This is a genomic window from Mucilaginibacter sp. 21P, assembly GCF_019331605.1.
Classification (GTDB): domain Bacteria; phylum Bacteroidota; class Bacteroidia; order Sphingobacteriales; family Sphingobacteriaceae; genus Mucilaginibacter; species Mucilaginibacter achroorhodeus.
In genome coordinates this window covers 2,261,656-2,280,270 of sequence record NZ_CP063061.1, presented here as the reverse complement: position 1 = coordinate 2,280,270, position 18,615 = coordinate 2,261,656, and the positions used below count along the sequence as shown (strand labels likewise).

The following is an 18,615-nucleotide window of genomic DNA, read 5'->3' as shown; positions in this document are numbered from 1 at the left end:
TTAGTATTTAAAAACCTTACCATTGGCCATCACCTCCTGCGTTTTCTCATCAAAGGTGGCTTTGTAACCGGTATGCACAGCAGCATTGGTCATGATGTTGGCAATGGAGTGGCTATAACCTGCCTCAACAGGTGCGTTGGGTTGCTTACGGCTGCGCACACACTCCATCCAGTTACGCACGTGGTTTGAGGTAAGCACATCACCACCGGTATTTGCAGAAGCCACTACCCGCTCGGTGCTGTTCAAGCTTACTTCAGGCAACAAATTAGCCTTCATGTGCATGGCGTTTGCCATATCTTGTGTAAGGCCGCCTTCTGGCGATACCTTGTTGGTGTCAAGATTCAGTTCGCCGCCGTTTGAATAGTAGATTTCTTTGGGGTGTTCATCGCCATTGTGCATGCGCGATGCAAACGTAACCTGGAAGCCTTTTGAAAGATCATCAAGCGGGCCGTAATCAAATGCTGCGGTAATTGTATCCCAGTTGCGTCGGCCATCCTTCCACATATAAATACCGCCGTTTGCCACTACGCTACGTGGATGTTTAAGCCCGGTAAACCAGTGAACGGTATCAATTTGGTGGCTCATCCATTGGCCGGGTAAGCCTGATGAGTACGGCCAAAACAAGCGGTACTCTAAATATATTCTCGGGTCAAATTTTTCATAAGGGCGGTTCATGATAAACCGTTTCCAATCAGTGTCCTCTTCTTTAAGCAACGGTATCAGGTCGGGCCTGCGCCAGCGGCCGGGCTGGTTCACGTTCCAGGTAAGTTCAACCATCGTGATGTCGCCAAATTTTCCTGCACGTATAAAATCATTTGCTGCATGGTAATTGGCACCGCTGCGGCGTTGAGAACCTATCTGCACTATCTTTCCTGACTCTTTTATCGCCTTAAGCGCCGCGCGGTTATCCTCCATGGTCTCAGCAAAGGGCTTTTCAACATAAGCATCGCACCCGGCTTTAACAGCTTCAATGGCGTGGCGGGCGTGCTGAAAATCGGCCGTGCTGATAAATACAGCATCAACCGTTTTGCTATCGTAAAGTTCCTCGTTATTGCGGTAAGCCTTTACGTCATTCTGCATCTTACCTTTCCATATGGCTGCACCTTCTTCCCTGCGGCGTTTCCAGATGTCAGACACGCCTACCACTTCAAAATTGAGCTCTTTGTAATGGTTCATAAAGCTTGGCAGATGCGAGGCCTTATGCCTGTCTGAAAAACCGATAACGCCAACGCGTACCCTGTCATTTGCACCAATGATGCGCTTATAACTTTTAGCACTTAAACCGCTTTTGGCAAATAAAACCCCGGCACCGGCAATTGATGTTTGCCTGATAAAATTACGACGAGAATTATCCATAACAGGTAGGAAGAATTGGTTTATAAAACGATCACTTTAGGGGATACGGATCGCAAATGAAGCTCAATATACAAAAGCTATCTAAAAATCAATGGCATTAAACCGCTTTTTATGCTCAATACTATAAATTCTTTACAATAATTGATGATGACGTAATTTAATAAAAGAAATTCACAAAATGTCATATTTGATAAAATTCATCAGATGTTTAAATAAACATCATACCTTTGTATCATCATGATGAATGAAAAAATAAAGATAAGCGAACAAGTTAGGCGCCGCCTGCAGGACGACATTAGCAACGGCAAATTTAAACCGGGCGAAAAATTACCTACGGAGCCTGAACTGATGATGCAGTATGCTGTTGGCCGCTCCTCTATTCGCGAGGCTGTAAAAGCATTGGCGGCAGCCGGTGTAGTTAACGTAAAACAAGGTGCTGGCACCACGGTTAACGATCATCCGTCCTCGCAGTCTTTAGACGACAAAATGCGCCATGCAAAATTTGATGAAGTGAACAGCGTGCGTAACCTGCTCGAGAAAGAAATTGTAATGTTAGCCGCAACCCATCGTACCAGTGAGCAACTGGAAGGTATTAAACATTGGCTTGATAAACGCAGGGAGGCCATAGAGCAAGATGACCGAACCCTTTGTATGGATGCCGATATCGGTTTCCATCAAAGCATTGCCGCAGCATCGGGCAATCAGGTTCTGGCAAACCTTTATGAATCTTTTACCGCTACCATCAGGCGTTTTTTCAGCGAGCGCGAAAAACAGGGTATTTCTCATTTTGCCCTTAGCCATCATTTGCATGAGCAGCTTTACAACGCCATTAAAGGTAAAAAAGCTAAACAGGCGCAGGATGTACTGCAATACATATTAAATAACAACTATTAAAATCATTAAAATGACCATATTAACATTCAGTATCATATTATTAGTTGGCTCTTACCTGGCCGGCCTGTTGGGCTCGCTAACCGGTTTGGGCGGCGGCGTTGTAGTTATTCCACTGCTCACCCTGGTGTTCGGGGTAGATATACGTTATGCAATCGGTGCAGCTTTGCTGGCTTCTATAGCAACCTCGAGCGGTTCAGCAAGTGCCTATGTAAAAGAGGGAATCACTAATATCCGTTTGGGGATGTTCCTGGAGATAGCCACAACCATTGGTGCGGTGCTTGGTGCCTTAATTGCCGTTTACACCCCCACCAATACCATCGCCATTTTATTCGGCGCTGTGCTTATCTTTTCCGCAGCTATGACGCTGCGCAAAAAGAATCAGGAAGTTCTTACAGAAGGGAGCCCGCTGGCAGAAAAATTAAAGCTCAACAGCAGCTATCCTACTCCGCAGGGCGAAGTGGATTACAAACTGAAAAACGTTGGCGCCGGCTTTTCTATCATGACATTTGCAGGCGTTATCTCCGGGTTGTTGGGTATTGGTTCGGGTGCGCTTAAAGTGCTGGCTATGGATACCGCAATGCGTATACCGTTTAAGGTAAGCACTACCACCAGCAATTTTATGATAGGCGTTACTGCTGCAGCCAGTGCTGTTGTTTATCTGCAGCGTGGGTACATGGACCCGGGGCTGGCTTTCCCGGTTATGCTGGGTGTTTTGGCCGGTGCTTTCACCGGATCAAAATTACTGATGAAGATGAACCCACAAGCTTTAAGGTTCATCTTTTGTGCCGCTATCACGTTTGTAGCGCTGGAGATGATCTACAATGGTATTCAACATAAATTTTAACTTCTACGAAAGATGAAAAAGACAATTGAAAATAAATGGCAGGATACCGACGTTGAACAAATAGTTGGTCAGCTTTTGCGCTACGGGGTATTCACTGCATCAATAGTAGCATTGATAGGCGGGGTAATATACATTGGGACCAAAGGACAATCGCCTATGCCCTCATACCATAAATTTGTAGGTGAGGGTGCAAACTTTACCAGCTATAGCGGTATCATAAAAGGTGCATTAAGCTTTAATGCAGCAGGAATTATCCAACTTGGTGTGCTTTTACTGATAGCTACACCCGTGTTACGTATCGTATTTTCACTGGTAGGGTTTGCCCTTGAAAAAGACCGTATGTATGTTTGCATAACCCTTATTGTGCTGGCCGTAATAACCACAAGTATTTTTGGTGGTTTAAAGGTATAATTGTTAATAAAACCTTTTTTGTTTAACAAATGTTAGCATTTATATAGTCCAACTTTGCGTTATAGTTATATATTTGTAGTATGAGGTGGTGGATAAAGATATTGTTTGGATTGTTGTTGGCTGTGAAGCTAACACCATCTGTGGCGCATGATAATGCGGCTAAAACAAACGATGAGCCATCTCAGCAAGAGCAAAGTAAGAACCACCTCAAAAAGCCGGCAACAACCGGTGAAGGCTGCCTTATTGATGAACGGATTACCCGGCAATTAGAGGTTAAATTCAGATGGCCTTTACAGTTGCTGGTTCTTACAAACACTGGTGTTAAGGCACTGATAAATGAACCGGCAATTAAAATTTATCAGCCGGTAACAGCGGTTCCGTTGCATCATTTTTACCGAACATTGCTCTTCCCGTTCCATTCTAATACATAATACTTGTTCTTATTGTATCCCCTACTTAGTTGCAGGCAGATCCTGCGCATTTTATTACTTAAAGGAAACTACAATGAGCAAACACGAATTAAAGATAGGCACCACGTTACGGTACCTTGGACGCCCTTTTGAGGGTTTTAACAAAATGATCACAAAAGCCATTTTTCTGGGCTATGATTGCAGTGGCTGGAACAGTATCTGGATAGAATATCTTGGCGCTCCACGCCTGGTAGCATTAGCAGATATTGCCGTTGACGAAGAATGAGATCTACGGGCAGCCGCCTTTTATTACTGATCGTTGCTGTACCGCTATTGTTAGCGGGAATAGCAGACAAAAAACCTGCCCTTAAGGTGGGCGATCTTTCGTTGCCTAAAGGTTTTAAATCGATTACCGTTGCTGACACCATCCCCGGTGCGGCACGCCATTTAGCTGTTAGCAGCAGTGGCGATATATATGTTAAACTCCGTTTTCCCGACAAAGCAGGCGGCAACGCCGCTTTGCGGGATACCAACGGGGACGGCCGCGCCGATATCATTCAAAAATTTGCCGACTACGAGGATAAGGGTACTTACGGTACTGCTATGCGCATCTACAATGGCTACCTTTATTTCAGTTCAGAGACCAATATCTTCAGGATAAAACTGGATTCATCATCCCTCATTCCGCAGGGAGAACCAGAACTGATCATTCATGACACAGGTGGGCGGCACGAGCATGATGCAAAACCTATCGCCTTTGATGATGCAGGACACATTTACGTACCTTTTGGGGCTGCTTCCAACGCTTGCCAGGAAAAGAACCGTGTACCGGGTTCGCCGGGCATAAAAAACTGCCCTTTGCTTGACAGTGCCGGTGGTATATGGCAATTTGATGCTAACAAACTAAATCAAACCCCTAAAGATGGGGTACGTTATGCAACAGGTTTACGCAGTGTGGTCGCAATGGCATGGAACCATGCTAATCAATGCCTCTACGTTGTGGCCCACGGCCGCGATGATCTGCATATGCTGTTTCCTAAACAATTTAACGCCTGGCAGAGTGCTGTTTTACCTGCTGAAGAGTTTTTACAGGTTAAACCAGGCACAAATGCCGGTTGGCCTTATTACTACTACGATCCTTACAAGAAGCAGCTAATGCTTAACCCGGAGTATGGAGGTAATGGCATTAAAAAAGGGGATGGCGCAAAATTTACACAGCCCATTATGGCCTTCCCGGCGCATTGGGCGCCCAATGACCTGTTATTTTATAAAGGAAATCAGTTCCCTTCCCGTTACCGTAATGGTGCATTTATAGCGTTTCACGGTTCAACTAACCGTTCGCCTTATCCGCAGGCTGGTTACTGTATTGCATTTGTCCCGTTTAAGAACGGAAAACCTTCCGGCCCCTGGGAATTGTTTGCTGATGGTTTTACCGGTAAGCAAACTATACTTAGCCCAAGCGAAGCTACCTACCGTCCTATGGGTCTTGCCGAAGCGCCCGATGGTTCTTTAGTTATTTCAGATACAGAAAAGGGACGTGTGTGGCGTGTAAACTTCGCAGGCAACAAGGCATCATTTGGCCCGGCCAACCTACAGGCAATGCTTCAGCGAAAAAGAACCCTTTATAAAGATCCTAATCCGATAACCGATGATAACAGCCGGGCAATGCTGTCGCCCGGTGCTTCGCTATACCGTAAATATTGTATCAGCTGCCACCAGCCCGATGGCAAAGGTGATGGTAACTTATTCCCTCCGCTTGCAGGGTCTGAATGGGTTGTGGGCGGCCCTTATGGTGATAAACGCATGGCTATCCAAACATTGCTGAAAGGATTGCAAGGGCCGGTAACGGTTAAAGGCCACTCGTACAACAGCGTTATGCCGTCCTTCAGTCAGTTAAGCGATAAAGAAATTGCGGAAGTGCTTACTTATATACGCAGCAAGTTTGGCAACAACGCCAGCATGGTAACTGCCGAAGAAGTAAAAAATACCCGGAAAAGGATCCGCTGATATTGCTGCCGAAGTTACCGTTGTAATTACGTATTAATTAGCATTTTTTTGCCAAAATTTACAGCTATGAGTTGGTTCCTGGTTATTTTGGGTGGCGTGTTCGAGGTGTTGTTTGCATCTTGCCTGGGCAAGGTAAGGCAAACCAGCGGCACCGAAATGTATTTGTGGTTTGCGGGTTTCCTGGTATCACTTATCATCAGCATGGGCTTGCTTATGAAAGCTACGCAAACCTTACCTATAGGAACTGCTTATGCCGTGTGGACAGGCATTGGAGCCGTAGGATCTGCCATTGTTGGCATACTCATCTTTAAAGAACCTGCAACCTTTTGGCGCTTGTTTTTCATCACTACGCTTATTGGCTCTATTGTAGGATTAAAAGCCGTTAGTCATTGACTTTATACAGCCTTGCCGACCTATGATTTGTTTGAAGGCAACTTAAACCACTTCAAATCCGTAATACAGCAAAAAGACCATCTTCACCGGGATGAGCAAAGTTCTGTCTGTCAATTTTCATACAGGTATTGGTCACATCAGCAGCAAATGGCGCAAGCTGATAGGCCATGCCGACGATTTCTCTTTAGAGTCGCGCATATTCCATTCTATTAGCTTGGGTATAATTGTGCTGGCTGCATTTTATATACCGTACAACCTGTACGCCGGTTTAAAAGTAGCATCTCTATCTTGTTTAGTTATCGTCTGCTTTTTCATGTACCAGTATTATTATTCGAGAGTTAAAGGTATTGTGTACCGTAGTCTCGTGTTTGGCTTGATAGGGCTGATCATATTGCCGGTTAACTATTTTATTAACGCCGGTATCAGCGGCTCAACAGACCTGATGTGGCCTGCTTTTCTGGTATTGTTGCTTACTATATGCCCCAGCCGATATCAGTTGGCCTGGGTGGTTACCTACCTCATTGTTTTTGCTATTGTTCACTGGATAGAATTTCAATATCCGCAGTTGGTGCAATACCCTTTCCATTATGGCAAGGGGCAATTTATTGACCGTATTACAGCATTCCCCATGCCCGTTATAGGTATGGCAATAGTGGTTGGCCTGTTCAGGCGTAGCTACGACCGCGAGAAAGCGAAAGTAGAACAGCGCGACGCAGAAAAAAGCCGTCTTTTATCCATCCTATCGCACGATTTCAGAGCACCGCTTATACATATCGGCCATTATCTTGAGTTACTCAATGACCCTTCGTTATCTACCACAGAGCGAAACTCTATGGAGAAAAAACTCCGCGAAGCAAATGACCAAACCCTGCACCTGGTTACCAACCTGCTTTACTGGTCGCGCTCGCAGATGGAAGGTACCGCCACAGATATTATGAAGCTGTCACTTTTAAATACACTTAAAAACCCAATGGCAATTGCAGCGGTACAGGCAGCACATAAGAAAATCAACTTTATTCAGAATATTGACCCTGATAAAATGATATATGCTGATGCTGATATGCTGCAGTTAGTGGTGCGCAACTTATTACAAAATGCAGTGAAATTTACGCCTACAGGCGGCATTATCAGCATCAAATCAATGGTTGAGGCACATAATTGTAAGATCATCATCGCAGATAATGGCGCGGGCATTTCGCCGGGGCAACTATCAACCATCTTTAACGGCAAACCCAAGCCTACCTACGGCACCGAAAATGAAAAAGGTGTTGGATTAGGCCTTATGATATGCAAAGAATTTATGGAGCATCAGGGCGGCCATATCACAGCTGACAGTAAACCCGGAGAAGGCTCCGCTTTCACGATCACCATCCCACTTGCTAACAACTAAGATGTTATTATAGTCAACAAAAAAGGCCCTTTATTGGGCCTTTTCCGTTATTGGTATTTGAATGATTTATCCGGGTGTTGTGGTGAGACCACTGCGGGTATAGGCTTGGTCCTGATCTCGTTTTGCAGGTACTTTACGGCTGCTTCTAACTGAGCATCCTTACCTTTATAACTTTCATAAGGCAGGTTATCAACCTCAATATCCGGTTCTACGCCGCGGCCTTCTATCAGCCACTTACCTTCGGGGCCAAATACGCCGGTTTCTGCAGCGGTGGCAATTCCATCATCAACCAGTTTATTATCTGATGACAGCCAGATCTCGCCACCCCAGGTACGCATACCTATCACTTTACCCAAGCCAAGTCTGCGGAAACCTTCTGATACGGCCTCTCCATCAGACGCGGTCTGCTGATCGCACAGCAATACCATGTGCCCGCGGAACGCATACTGCATATTCCATGTTGGGCCGCCTGTTCTGCCCTGCCAGTACATCCAGGCTTTGCGCATCAGTTTTTCCAATACCCAGCTATCAATGTTTCCGCCGAAGTTCTGCCTCACGTCAAGTATCAATCCTTTGCGATTGAATATCGGATAGAACTGCTTCACAAAATCGTCCATATCATCGCCCCCCATGGCTTTGAGATGGATGTATCCAATATCATTATTGCTTGCGCTATCAACCTTTAACCGCCTTGAGTATTCCCATTCTGCATATCGCAAATTATAGAAACTGCGCGGACTAAACGGTTTCACTATCTGCTCGTAACGTTTGCTGGCCTTATCGGCGAGCGTAAGCTTAACAGGGATATCCACTTTATTGGTAAGCAGCTCACCTATATCTCCTACATCTTTTAGCGGCACATTATTGATCTCGGTAATAATGTCTCCTTCTTTAATTCTCAATTCGGGCTTTCCCAGCGGCGATACATTGTCGAAATCCGGGTCGGCTTTGTAGATGTGTTCAATTTTAAAACCTTTGTCTGTTTTCGCAAGTTTTGCACCCAGCATACCTACCGGTATCTTATCAGATGGGGTGCGCTTATCACCGCCATACACAAAAGTATGCAGGGCAGATAGCTCACCCACCATCTGGCTTAGCAGGTCATCCAATTCGTAACGGTCGGTAACGCGAGGCAATAGAGGCTCATACTGTTTTTTTACAGCCGCCCAGTCTACCTTATGCAGGTCGCGGTCGTAGAAATAATCACGCATCATTCGCCACGCGTCATCAAACATTTCCTGCCAGTCTTTCTGCGGCTCTACAGCAAAGCTCCAATTATTGAGTTCTACTTTGGCCTTTGCGGCATCAACCTTGCTACCATCAGCATCTGCAACTGCCAAATTTTGATTAGTATAACGGATCAGGATCTTTTTGCCGTTGGCAGAAGCCACATAATCGCGCACGCCGGATGCCACCTCTGTTGGCTCTATCTTTTTGCTTTCGGTAATTTTAAGGGCATATATTTTTGCCCCTCCTTCATCGCCATCATCGCCGGCATCAACCCAGTATAAATACCCATTTACAACGCTGAGGCTGCCTATGTTGCCGCTTTTAACCGGCACCTGGTACAACGACCTCTGAGCTGTAGCCCAATCATAAACCCTGGCAGGTTGTACTCCCGGTTTCTTTTTACTTACCTTTTTTGTTTGTGGAACACCTTGTTTATCTACGGTAGTAAATACCGAATCAGTCAACCATGAATCGGTTTGCAGGAAGGGAAACTTTGCAGCGGTATCCAAAGCCATTGCATAAATATTGGTGGTTTTGGTGTAGTATGGTTCCGGCTGCCTTGGCCCCCATGGCGAGCGTACCACTGAGCGCAGATTATGATCACTCAGGAAATAAAGCCACTTGCCATCTGCAGACCATGCGGGGTTGTTACTGCTTAAACGCGTTGTGGTTACCGGCGTAAGTTTCATGCTGCGGGTATCAATTACCGCTACCTGTGAATTTAAATTTTCCAAGTTCTGAGAGATATTAAGGAAAGTACTATTGGGCGACCATGATATTTCATTGACGCCAGCGTAAGCTTTATCATATGTGAATTTTACCGCTCCGGTAGCGGTTTCTGCAATGCGTAAAACGTCATTCTTATCTGTATAAGCGATGAATTTACCATCAGGCGAAACGGCGAAAGAAGAAATGATAACCTTACTACCCTTGGTAAGTTGTTTAGCCTCGCCGCTACCATCGGCATTTACGCGCCAAACTTCGTATTCACCGCCTTCATCAGATAAAACCGCGATACTTTTATCATCAATAAAGTGTACATCTTTTACACGAATGCCGCTTTTGCGGGTAATTTCAACCCAACGGTCACTTTTAGCCGGCGACACAAACAAGCGCCCGCGACTAACTATAGCCACATAAGTACCTTTGGGCGATATGTCAGAGTAGCTGATTGATTTTACAGGGCTTTTGATCCATTTTGGCTTGCGCTGATCAAAATCCGATACCAGACTGATGTTTAACGGCTTTTCTGCATTGGAGGCAATATCATAAACATAAATATCTGCACCTTTCTGGTAGGCTATCCTACCCTCGTCCATAGATGGTGTTTGGAGATCCCAGCCTTTTGAAAAGGTGTGTTGCTTCAAATCTTTCCCTTCTTTATCTATCGACCATAAATTCATGGTACCGTCCCTATCGGTAAGAAAATAAACCCGGCCGTTGTAATACATCGGGTTGGTGCTGGTACCTTCAAAATCGCCTGTCAGGCTCTTTGCTTCCTGCTTACCGTCAAATTTCCATAGTTGCTCTATCAAACCGCCTTTGTAACGTTTGGTCTTGCTGCCCTGGTTAGGAAAACGGGTAAAGTACAGGATGCCGTTTTCATCATAAGTACCTATGGATGCTTGCCATAATGGTACTGTTTGGCGTTTAAGGATAACAGGATCTAATTTTATAAGCTGTGGCTGCGGTAAGGATGTGTTTCCCTCGCTGCGGTAAAGTATTTTCCCGTCCTTTGTCCAGCCGGAAATGTACTGGCCACCGGTAAGCTCATAAGTTAAGCGCTTAGGCACACCACCGTTTATATCCATAAGGTATACCTCTGTAGTACCTTCGTACTGACCCAGAAAAGCCACCTGCTTACCATCAGGAGATATGGCGGGGTTCAATTCTACCCCGTCGTTAGTTGTTAACCTGCTGGTTTGGTTGCTGCTTAGGTCATACTTCCAAAGGTCACCTTCGGCGGTAAAGATCACTGTGTTTTGATGCAGGGCAGGCGTGCGGTAGTAGCCTTTTTGCTGCCCATAAGACGTTGACACTGCCAGCAGCGCCAACACCGATAATAAGGGTTTAACCAACATTGCTTAGGATTAAGTGCCTAAATATAGTTAAACCACTGAAAATAAACGCACAAGGCGATTCCTAAAAAATGTTAAATTAAGCCAAAAAATAAAAATGCGTTACAACCTTTGATTTTCGAAAATATTTTCCCTGTTTTACAACATGCACTTTCATTTAAATGAACAAACAAACTAAAGGCGTACAAATCTTAAATAATGTGATTAGCATTATTGTGATTGTCATTTGTTCAAAATGGGAGGGCGCCTTGCTATAATTAATTTTAAATAAAATAATTTGCAGCCTCCCACGAAAGTAGGGAGGCTTTTTTTTTGCTATGAAACGAGAAAAGCTTACTCCAAAATTGTTCAGCCTTAGCTGCGAAAACCAAAAAGAAATACTGTCAAAGTTATAGGGTTATTTACCCGGCCGGGCTACGAGATAGTTACCCTTGCACAATCTCAAACCGATGTTGCGGATACCGTTTTGATAACCATTGAAGCAAGGGTACCTGCGCAACAGGTAGATAACATACTACTGAGGATACGTAAAGTGATAGGGGTGATTGATGTTACTATTGCATTTGGTTCGGTCTTGAGATCTGCTATGTACAGGATATCGCTAACTAAAAAAGCGAACGCTGTATGGGATATCATTAATAAACATAATGCACGCGGAATAACGCTTTTAGAAGGTAACCAGTTACTGGTACGTCAGATAGGCAAAGCAGCCGATATACAGCGCTTATTTAACGAATTGGACGGGCCGCAGTTGCTTGCTTTTCATCATTCGCCACTTACAGTAAATCAGCCCATTTCGGTAACTGAACATGAAAATCTATCCGCGGGCATTTTTAACAAAGCCGTACCATCCGCAGCTGAAAGTGCGTATGCCGAGATAGCGTAATATCTACCCTAACGCTTTGTTCAGCGCTATTACAGATGCCTTAAACTGATCGCGCGGTACAACAAACTGGATGTTAACCCGGCCATACGCTAAACCTGCTGCCAGGATGTTTATCTCATCGCGGGCAAGTGCTGCAGTGCTTTTAGCCAGCAAACCTGGCTGATCCATATTGGTACCTAATAAACAAACCATGGAAACCGGCTCGTGCTTAACACGCTCAAATTTTGTTCTCAGATCAGTTATCAGTGCTTCCTTAAAATCGTTTTCCCAAATAACAATGGATATGCTGTTTGCACTGGTTGATTTAAAGGTATAACTAACCTGGTGCGCGGCGAATATCTCCATGATAATTAAGTCGCTGCCTACGTTGCCGGTCATCAAAGGGTCGTAAATATCGATCAGTAATTGCTTATCGGTGCCGGTGATCACCTCTACCCTTTTCAGTTGCGAAACATATTGGCGGGTTATCAGCGTACCGGGATGCGCTGGTTCAAAGGTGTTTTTGATGCGCAGATGGATGCCGGCCATTTCCAATGGCTTAGCAGCCTTTGGGTGTATAGCTTCCATGCCAACATCGGCAAGCTGATCGGCAATATCATAGTTAGTATTACCTACCGGGTGCACGTTATCGATACCAACAATATTAGGGTCGGCAGTTGAAAGGTGATATTCCTTGTGGATAATGGCCTCATCAGGCCTAAGTATGGATGCTATTTTACTGAACGTTACCTCAGAATACCCGCGGTCAAACTCGCGCATAATGCCTTCTGTACCTTTAGCGTAACCGGTTACAATACAAATGCTGTTTGGCAGATCTATTTTAGCAAAGACATCTTTAATACGCTCGTCAATTGTCATGGCGCGAGAATCGTCAAAACCGGCCATATCTACCAACACGGCATTAAGTCCCCTGGTTTTAAGGATAGCAGCCAGCACCATGGCCGAATGCGTTTCGCCAATGGAAGCCAGGATCTCGCGGGCAGCCAATAACACACCCTCATTAAGATAACCGGAAGCCAGCATTGTAGAGGCGCTATCCAGATAAACGATAGCCTTTGCCATGTGCTGATCTATCTGCGCATCAGCCCAGGTAACATCAAGGCCCAGCTCGCCATATACTGCATTTAAGCGCTTAAGTTCCACAGAAACCTCGTTAAGTGCTGTCCGGTAATCCTCTCCTTTTGCAAAACGATGGTAAACACCCGGCGCCTTAGTTTTCTTATTCTCCAGTAAAATATTGGTAACGCCGGAGAACGCCGATACAACAAGGATTCGATTGTATGGCGAATCGCCGTAAAACACAATGTTATCAATTACATCTTTAAGGGCACTCATTGATGTGCCGCCAATTTTTTCAACTGTTAACCGGGTATTCATGCCGCAAATGTATAATATCAAACGGTATTTGGGTACTTAATCTATTTTAATATATGCCCGGCAGTTGCTGTTTGCCAAATACTCTGTCCACCAAAAACTGCCCGTACGTTTCGGTATGGCGGTTTTATGCCATTAAAAAGTCATTTAGAAAAATATCTACAAAATACGTAGACATTATATATTTTTAATCTATATTTGCATCGAAGTTCTTTTTAAGACTTATCCAGAAAGACCGAGGGAATGGCCCTTTGACGTCTTAGCAACCTCTGCCCCTGCGTTGGCGAAAGGTGCTAAATCCTGCTCCTGATAAACAGGAGAAAGATAAGCGAGTGCAATTTATTTGCCGCAATTAACCGGTACTTACCTGGTGAGTTTATAAAAGACAAACAATAAACGTTACCCTACAAACAACTATGAAAACAGCTTTTACGCAAACTGTATCGTTATCCTTAACCCCTTTCGCTTTATGCTGGCGAATGCCTGGCATGTGTTGTTGCTGCTGTTGTTAACCCAGTAACATTAACTCCATTTAATTTATTGCATACTCATTAATGCAGGTAGATTTTACCGGGCAAAGTAGATAGGTATGCCATGTTCAAAACTTTATTTCACAGTAAAAAATGTCAAAAATTTACAAACTCTTACTGGTGGCTTTACTACCGGTAATCATTGTTCAGCACTTATCGGCCCAATCAATTAAGGTAAGCGGCGTGGTAACTGCTAAGGGCGACGGCCAGCCTTTACCGGGTGTAAGTGTAACCGTACAAGGCACAACCAATGGCACCCAAACAGATGTTCAGGGCCGCTTTAGTATCAATGCCAAAGTAAATGATGTGCTACAGGTATCGTACCTGGGCTTCACCACACAGCGCATCACCGTTACGCAAAGTTCCGCCCCGCTGCAGATAGTCTTAGTGGAGGCACCTAACTCACTTAATGAGGTGGTGGTGACCGCACTAAACATCAGCAAGGATAAAAAATCTTTAGGCTACGCGGTTCAGGGACTTAAGTCGAAAGACATATCCGAAGCCAAGGAAACTAACCTGGTGAATGCCCTTGCCGGAAAAATAGCCGGTGTTACCGTTACCAATAGCCAGGGCGATATGGGTTCATCGCGTATCGTTATACGTGGTGAGGTATCTATCTCCGGCAATAACCAACCCCTGTTTGTGGTAGATGGTGTGTTGGTGGATAACACGCAGCAGTTAGGCACAAACGGTTCGCGCGATTTTCCCAACTCACTATCTGATTTCAACTCTGAGGATATCGAATCTATTACCGTTCTGAAAGGCCCTAACGCTGCAGCTTTATACGGTTCGCGTGCGGCTTCAGGCGTTATCCTTATTAAAACTAAAACCGGTAAGGGTGTAAAGGGCATTGGCGTTACCATTAACTCTTACACCAGCTTTGCTACTCTTAAAGTTTTCCCTGACTACCAAAATTCATACGGACAAGGCGCTAACGGCAAATTCAGTTATGTTGATGGCAAGGGTGGCGGCGTTAACGACGGTGTTGACGAAAGCTGGGGACCGCGCTTGGACGGCCGCCTGATACCGCAATTTTACTCCAACGGCACACCGGTGCCTTTTATAGCGCATCCGGATAATGTTCGCAGTTTCTTTAATACCGGCGTTACTTTAAATAACGGTGTAGCCTTCGCGGGCAGCAGCGATAAATTCGATTTCCGAGCATCGTACAACAACCTGCACCAAACCGGTGTAGTACCTAATTCATCATTGGGGCGAAACTCGTTCTCGCTGAACACAACGTTCCGGCCTACCGATAAACTTACCGTTACCACAACCGCTAATTACATCAAAGACGATGCAGGTAACTTACCGGGTACTTACGGCAGGCGTGCAACAAGCACCATGCTCCAGTTTACATGGTTTGGCCGCCAGGTTGATGTAAGCCAGCTTAAAAACTACCGTGATGCCAACGGAAATACGTTTAACTGGAATAACAGCTACTACAGCAATCCATATTTTATCGCTTACGAAAATACCGTTGGACAGTTTAAAAATCATTTTATAGGGAGCGCTGAGGTAAACTACAAGATCATCAAAGGCTTATCTGCCAACCTGCGCACCGGTACCGATTTCTATAACGACAGGCGCAAGATAAAAGTGGCTTACGGCACAAACGGTACCCCATTTGGGTCTTATGAAGAAGATGCTTACTATGTAAACGAGACCAATACCGAAGGCCGCTTACAGTACACCAAAAAGCTGAACAAAGATTTTTCTTTAGACGCTTTTGTGGGTGGTAACATTGGTACTACAACCCGCGAGCAGAACGACCAGATAGCACCGAAACTTGCCATTGCTGGCTTATATACGCTTAGCAACTCGCGCGACCCTCTGGTATCTTCAAATGTTTACGGCAAACTTAAAACATATAGCTACTTCGCTTCGGCGCAGATAGGTTTCAGGGATTATGCCTTTATCAACGTAACCGGCCGTAATGATTGGTCGTCTACCCTGCCTGCTGCTAACCTTTCTTACTTCTACCCGTCTGTTAATGGTAGTTTGGTGCTTTCAGAAGCGCTGGATTTAAAAAGCGATGTTTTAAGCTATTTAAAAGTACGCGGCGGATGGTCAAAAGTTGGTAAAGCAACTGATCCCTACCAGTTAATTAATACTTATGGGTTTCTGGCACCGTTTAATCTGAGTCAGCCCGGCGGTGGTACGGTGGCTAATCCGCAGCAGTTGCTCAACTCAACAGACCTTAATCCGAATTTAAAACCGGAAACTACGACATCTACAGAAGCCGGCGTTGAGGCTGGTTTCCTTAATAATCGCCTGCGACTTGACGTGAGCTTATACAATACCAATAGTGTTAACCAGATACTGGCGGTACTGGTAAGCCCGAGCACCGGCTTTAATTATAAGCTTATCAATGGCGGCAATCTTAACAATAAAGGTATTGAGCTTCAATTGTCTGCAACCCCAATAAAAACCAGTGACTTTAACTGGGATGTCACTGTAAATTATTCACGTAATAAAAGTAAAGTACTATCGCTGTACAGTGAAGGCAACCTGCAAACCTACATCCTTGGATCAAACCGCACCGTTGATGTTGTAGCTGCGGTTGGCCTTCCTTACGGTACGCTATTCGGCACCTCATATACTCGCGATGCTTCGGGCAACATCTTGATCGGCGACAATGGCACACCGGTTGTAAACAATACTAAGAAAGCCCTAGGTAAATTTACTCCGGATTGGTTGGGCAGCATCAATAATAGCTTCACTTACAAAGGCATTAATCTTAGTGTGCTGGTTGATGCCCGTATTGGCGGTTCTATTTACTCCAACACTAACCGCACCGGCACTTACACCGGCGTGTTGGCATCTACCCTTCCCGGTAGAGGTGCCGAGAATGGCGGTTTATCTTATTACTACCCAGGCAACAACACGTCAGCTAATGCGGTACAAGTGGGAACAGGAGCAAATGCGCCAAACGGCGAAACAGTTTACGACGATGGTATGGTATGGAAAGGCGTTAAAGCTGATGGATCTGCAAACAGCAAAATTGTTTCCGCTCAAACTTATTATAAGGGGTACACTAACGTTGATGAGGCCTTTGTTTACAGCGCTTCATTCGTAAAACTGCGGGAGGTAAAGCTTGGATACACACTGCCGCAGAATTGGGTTAAAGGCATCGGCCTGCAATCGGCAACAGTATCATTGGTTGGCCGTAACCTTTGGATCATACACAAAAAGGTACCCAACATTGATCCTGAAACAGCATTTAACAGCGGTAACGCACAAGGTTTAGAAGACCTTACGCTGCCTACTGTACGTAACCTTGGTTTTAACGTGAACCTCAAATTCTAAAACAATGAAAATTAAATATTTAGCCACCATCATATCAGGAACACTGCTTTTATCGGCAACAGCCTGCAAAAAAACGATTGAGGATATCAACAAAAATCCAAACGCGTCAGAAACCGGTCAGCCGGATTATATCTTAACAGGCGTAACAAAAGCTTTGGCAGATACTTACTGGGGGACATCCAATAATATGGACGCCAGCTTGCTTTGGGTACAAAACTGGGCCAAGATACAGTATACCGACCCCGACAGGTATATCTATACCAGTACATCCTTTAATGAGCTTTGGGGTACAGGTTATTCAAGAGGGGTTGTGAATCTTAACGCACTTGTAAAAATTGCCGATGCACAAGCTAACCCTAATTATAAAGGAGTTGCTTTAGTACTAAGATCATGGGCTTTCCAATTGCTAACTGATAATTATGGCGATGTGCCTTACACGCAGGCAGCAAGCATTAACGAATTCCTGACACCTGCTTACGACAAACAAAAGGATGTGTATTTTGCCATCCTCGATGATCTGAAATCGGCTCAAACCTTCCTTAGCCCTTCAGGTCCTGCAATTGCAGGCGACATCATCTATGGCACCAGCAGCGGCGCAAACCAGATACTGCTATGGAAAAAATTTGCCAACTCGCTGCGTTTACGTATTGCCCTGCGCATTGCAGACCGCGAGCCTGAAAAAGCAAAGCAGGTACTGGCCGACATTCAAGCGGATGGCAGCGGTTACATCAGCAGTAACAGCGAAACCGCACAACTGGTTTACGCGGCATCGCCTAACCAAAACCCTATCAGCAATTTGTTTGATACCAGGGATGATTACCGCATCAGCAAAACAATTGTAGATAAGCTTTTTGCATTAAATGACCCGCGCCTGCCGGTTTATGCCAGCAAAACAAAGGATGCTACACCACAAACTTATGTTGGCTTGCCAAACGGACTTTTGGTAGGTGATGCCAGCAGCTATGGCTTTACGAAAACATCAAAACCGGGCACCTACTTTTTAGCGCCAAGCGCACCGGCAGTGATCATCAGTTATGCTGAAGTACTATTTGACCAGGCCGAAGCTGCCCAACGCGGTTTTATTGCCGGCAACGCTGCCGATTTGTACAGGCAGGCTATAACCGCATCATTAACGCAATACGGTATAGGCACCGCCGATATAAACACCTACCTGGCTCAAAGCAGCGTTGCATATGATGCGGCTAACTATCGTAAATCAATAGGCGAACAAAAATGGATTGCGCTATTTGGCCAGGGATTAGAGGCTTATGCCGAATGGCGACGCCTGGATTATCCGCAACTTACCCCGGCAGTTGCCGGTACACTTGGAGGCAAGATACCGCTAAGGTTTATCTACCCCGGTACAGAGCAATCGCTTAATGGCACCAGCTACAAAGCTGCAGTTGCCAGCCAGGGCGCTGACGCATTAACTACCAAATTATGGTTCGATGTGAATTGATAATTAAAAAACTTCATTGTAAAGGCTGCGAAATTTCGCAGCCT

14 protein-coding genes and 1 riboswitch are annotated in these 18,615 nt (G+C 45.1%); of the genes, 11 read left to right on the top strand and 3 right to left on the bottom strand.

The window, feature by feature from the left end; genetic code table 11:
* Complete coding sequence (locus INP83_RS10425) at nucleotides 1-1,356, bottom strand: Gfo/Idh/MocA family protein (protein ID WP_219127389.1); 1,356 nt, start codon at nucleotides 1,354-1,356, stop codon at nucleotides 1-3.
* Between the two features lie 237 nt (nucleotides 1,357-1,593).
* Here INP83_RS10425 and INP83_RS10420 point away from each other — a divergent pair, with 237 nt between their 5' ends.
* The 8 genes from INP83_RS10420 (at nucleotide 1,594) to INP83_RS10385 (ending at nucleotide 7,705) form a co-directional block, all read left to right on the top strand.
* Nucleotides 1,594-2,250, top strand: a complete 657-nt coding sequence (locus INP83_RS10420) for a FadR/GntR family transcriptional regulator (RefSeq protein WP_255563292.1) — start codon at nucleotides 1,594-1,596, stop codon at nucleotides 2,248-2,250.
* A 10-nt stretch (nucleotides 2,251-2,260) separates the two neighbouring features.
* Nucleotides 2,261-3,094: a sulfite exporter TauE/SafE family protein gene (locus tag INP83_RS10415; RefSeq protein ID WP_219127387.1), complete on the top strand. Its 834-nt coding sequence runs from the start codon at nucleotides 2,261-2,263 to the stop codon at nucleotides 3,092-3,094.
* 12 nt (nucleotides 3,095-3,106) lie between these two features.
* Entirely contained in the window at nucleotides 3,107-3,505 is a 399-nt protein-coding gene (locus INP83_RS10410) for a DUF1634 domain-containing protein (RefSeq protein WP_219127386.1), read from the top strand.
* Nucleotides 3,506-3,585: 80 nt separating this feature from the next.
* Complete coding sequence (locus tag INP83_RS10405; RefSeq protein WP_219127385.1) at nucleotides 3,586-3,936, top strand: hypothetical protein; 351 nt, start codon at nucleotides 3,586-3,588, stop codon at nucleotides 3,934-3,936.
* 73 nt (nucleotides 3,937-4,009) lie between these two features.
* On the top strand, nucleotides 4,010-4,201 hold the full coding sequence (locus INP83_RS10400) for a hypothetical protein (protein WP_146271727.1): 192 nt from the start codon (nucleotides 4,010-4,012) through the stop codon (nucleotides 4,199-4,201).
* The gene (locus INP83_RS10395; RefSeq protein ID WP_219127384.1) at nucleotides 4,198-5,922 is read left to right on the top strand and encodes a c-type cytochrome; all 1,725 of its coding nucleotides are present in this window, start codon (nucleotides 4,198-4,200) and stop codon (nucleotides 5,920-5,922) included. The genes INP83_RS10400 and INP83_RS10395 overlap by 4 nt, the downstream gene beginning before the upstream one ends.
* 66 nt (nucleotides 5,923-5,988) lie before the next feature.
* Entirely contained in the window at nucleotides 5,989-6,315 is a 327-nt protein-coding gene (locus INP83_RS10390; RefSeq protein WP_219127382.1) for a multidrug efflux SMR transporter, read from the top strand.
* 91 nt (nucleotides 6,316-6,406) lie between these two features.
* On the top strand, nucleotides 6,407-7,705 hold the full coding sequence (locus tag INP83_RS10385) for a sensor histidine kinase KdpD (RefSeq protein ID WP_219127381.1): 1,299 nt from the start codon (nucleotides 6,407-6,409) through the stop codon (nucleotides 7,703-7,705).
* Between the two features lie 47 nt (nucleotides 7,706-7,752).
* Here the strand turns inward: INP83_RS10385 and INP83_RS10380 are convergent, their stop codons facing one another.
* A complete protein-coding gene (locus INP83_RS10380) occupies nucleotides 7,753-11,016 on the bottom strand; it encodes a S41 family peptidase (RefSeq protein ID WP_219127380.1) in 3,264 nt (1,087 codons plus the stop codon).
* A 463-nt stretch (nucleotides 11,017-11,479) separates the two neighbouring features.
* On the opposite strand from INP83_RS10380, the gene INP83_RS10375 reads away from it, so the two are divergent.
* Complete coding sequence (locus tag INP83_RS10375) at nucleotides 11,480-11,899, top strand: hypothetical protein (RefSeq protein WP_219127379.1); 420 nt, start codon at nucleotides 11,480-11,482, stop codon at nucleotides 11,897-11,899.
* A 3-nt stretch (nucleotides 11,900-11,902) separates the two neighbouring features.
* Here the strand turns inward: INP83_RS10375 and INP83_RS10370 are convergent, their stop codons facing one another.
* The gene (locus INP83_RS10370; RefSeq protein ID WP_219127377.1) at nucleotides 11,903-13,276 is read right to left on the bottom strand and encodes an aspartate kinase; all 1,374 of its coding nucleotides are present in this window, start codon (nucleotides 13,274-13,276) and stop codon (nucleotides 11,903-11,905) included.
* Between the two features lie 216 nt (nucleotides 13,277-13,492).
* Nucleotides 13,493-13,604: riboswitch (SAM riboswitch) on the top strand.
* Nucleotides 13,605-13,896: 292 nt separating this feature from the next.
* On the opposite strand from INP83_RS10370, the gene INP83_RS10365 reads away from it, so the two are divergent.
* A complete protein-coding gene (locus tag INP83_RS10365; RefSeq protein WP_219127375.1) occupies nucleotides 13,897-17,112 on the top strand; it encodes a SusC/RagA family TonB-linked outer membrane protein in 3,216 nt (1,071 codons plus the stop codon).
* A gap of 4 nt (nucleotides 17,113-17,116) precedes the next feature.
* The gene (locus INP83_RS10360; RefSeq protein ID WP_219127374.1) at nucleotides 17,117-18,571 is read left to right on the top strand and encodes a SusD/RagB family nutrient-binding outer membrane lipoprotein; all 1,455 of its coding nucleotides are present in this window, start codon (nucleotides 17,117-17,119) and stop codon (nucleotides 18,569-18,571) included.
* Nucleotides 18,572-18,615: the final 44 nt, after the last annotated feature.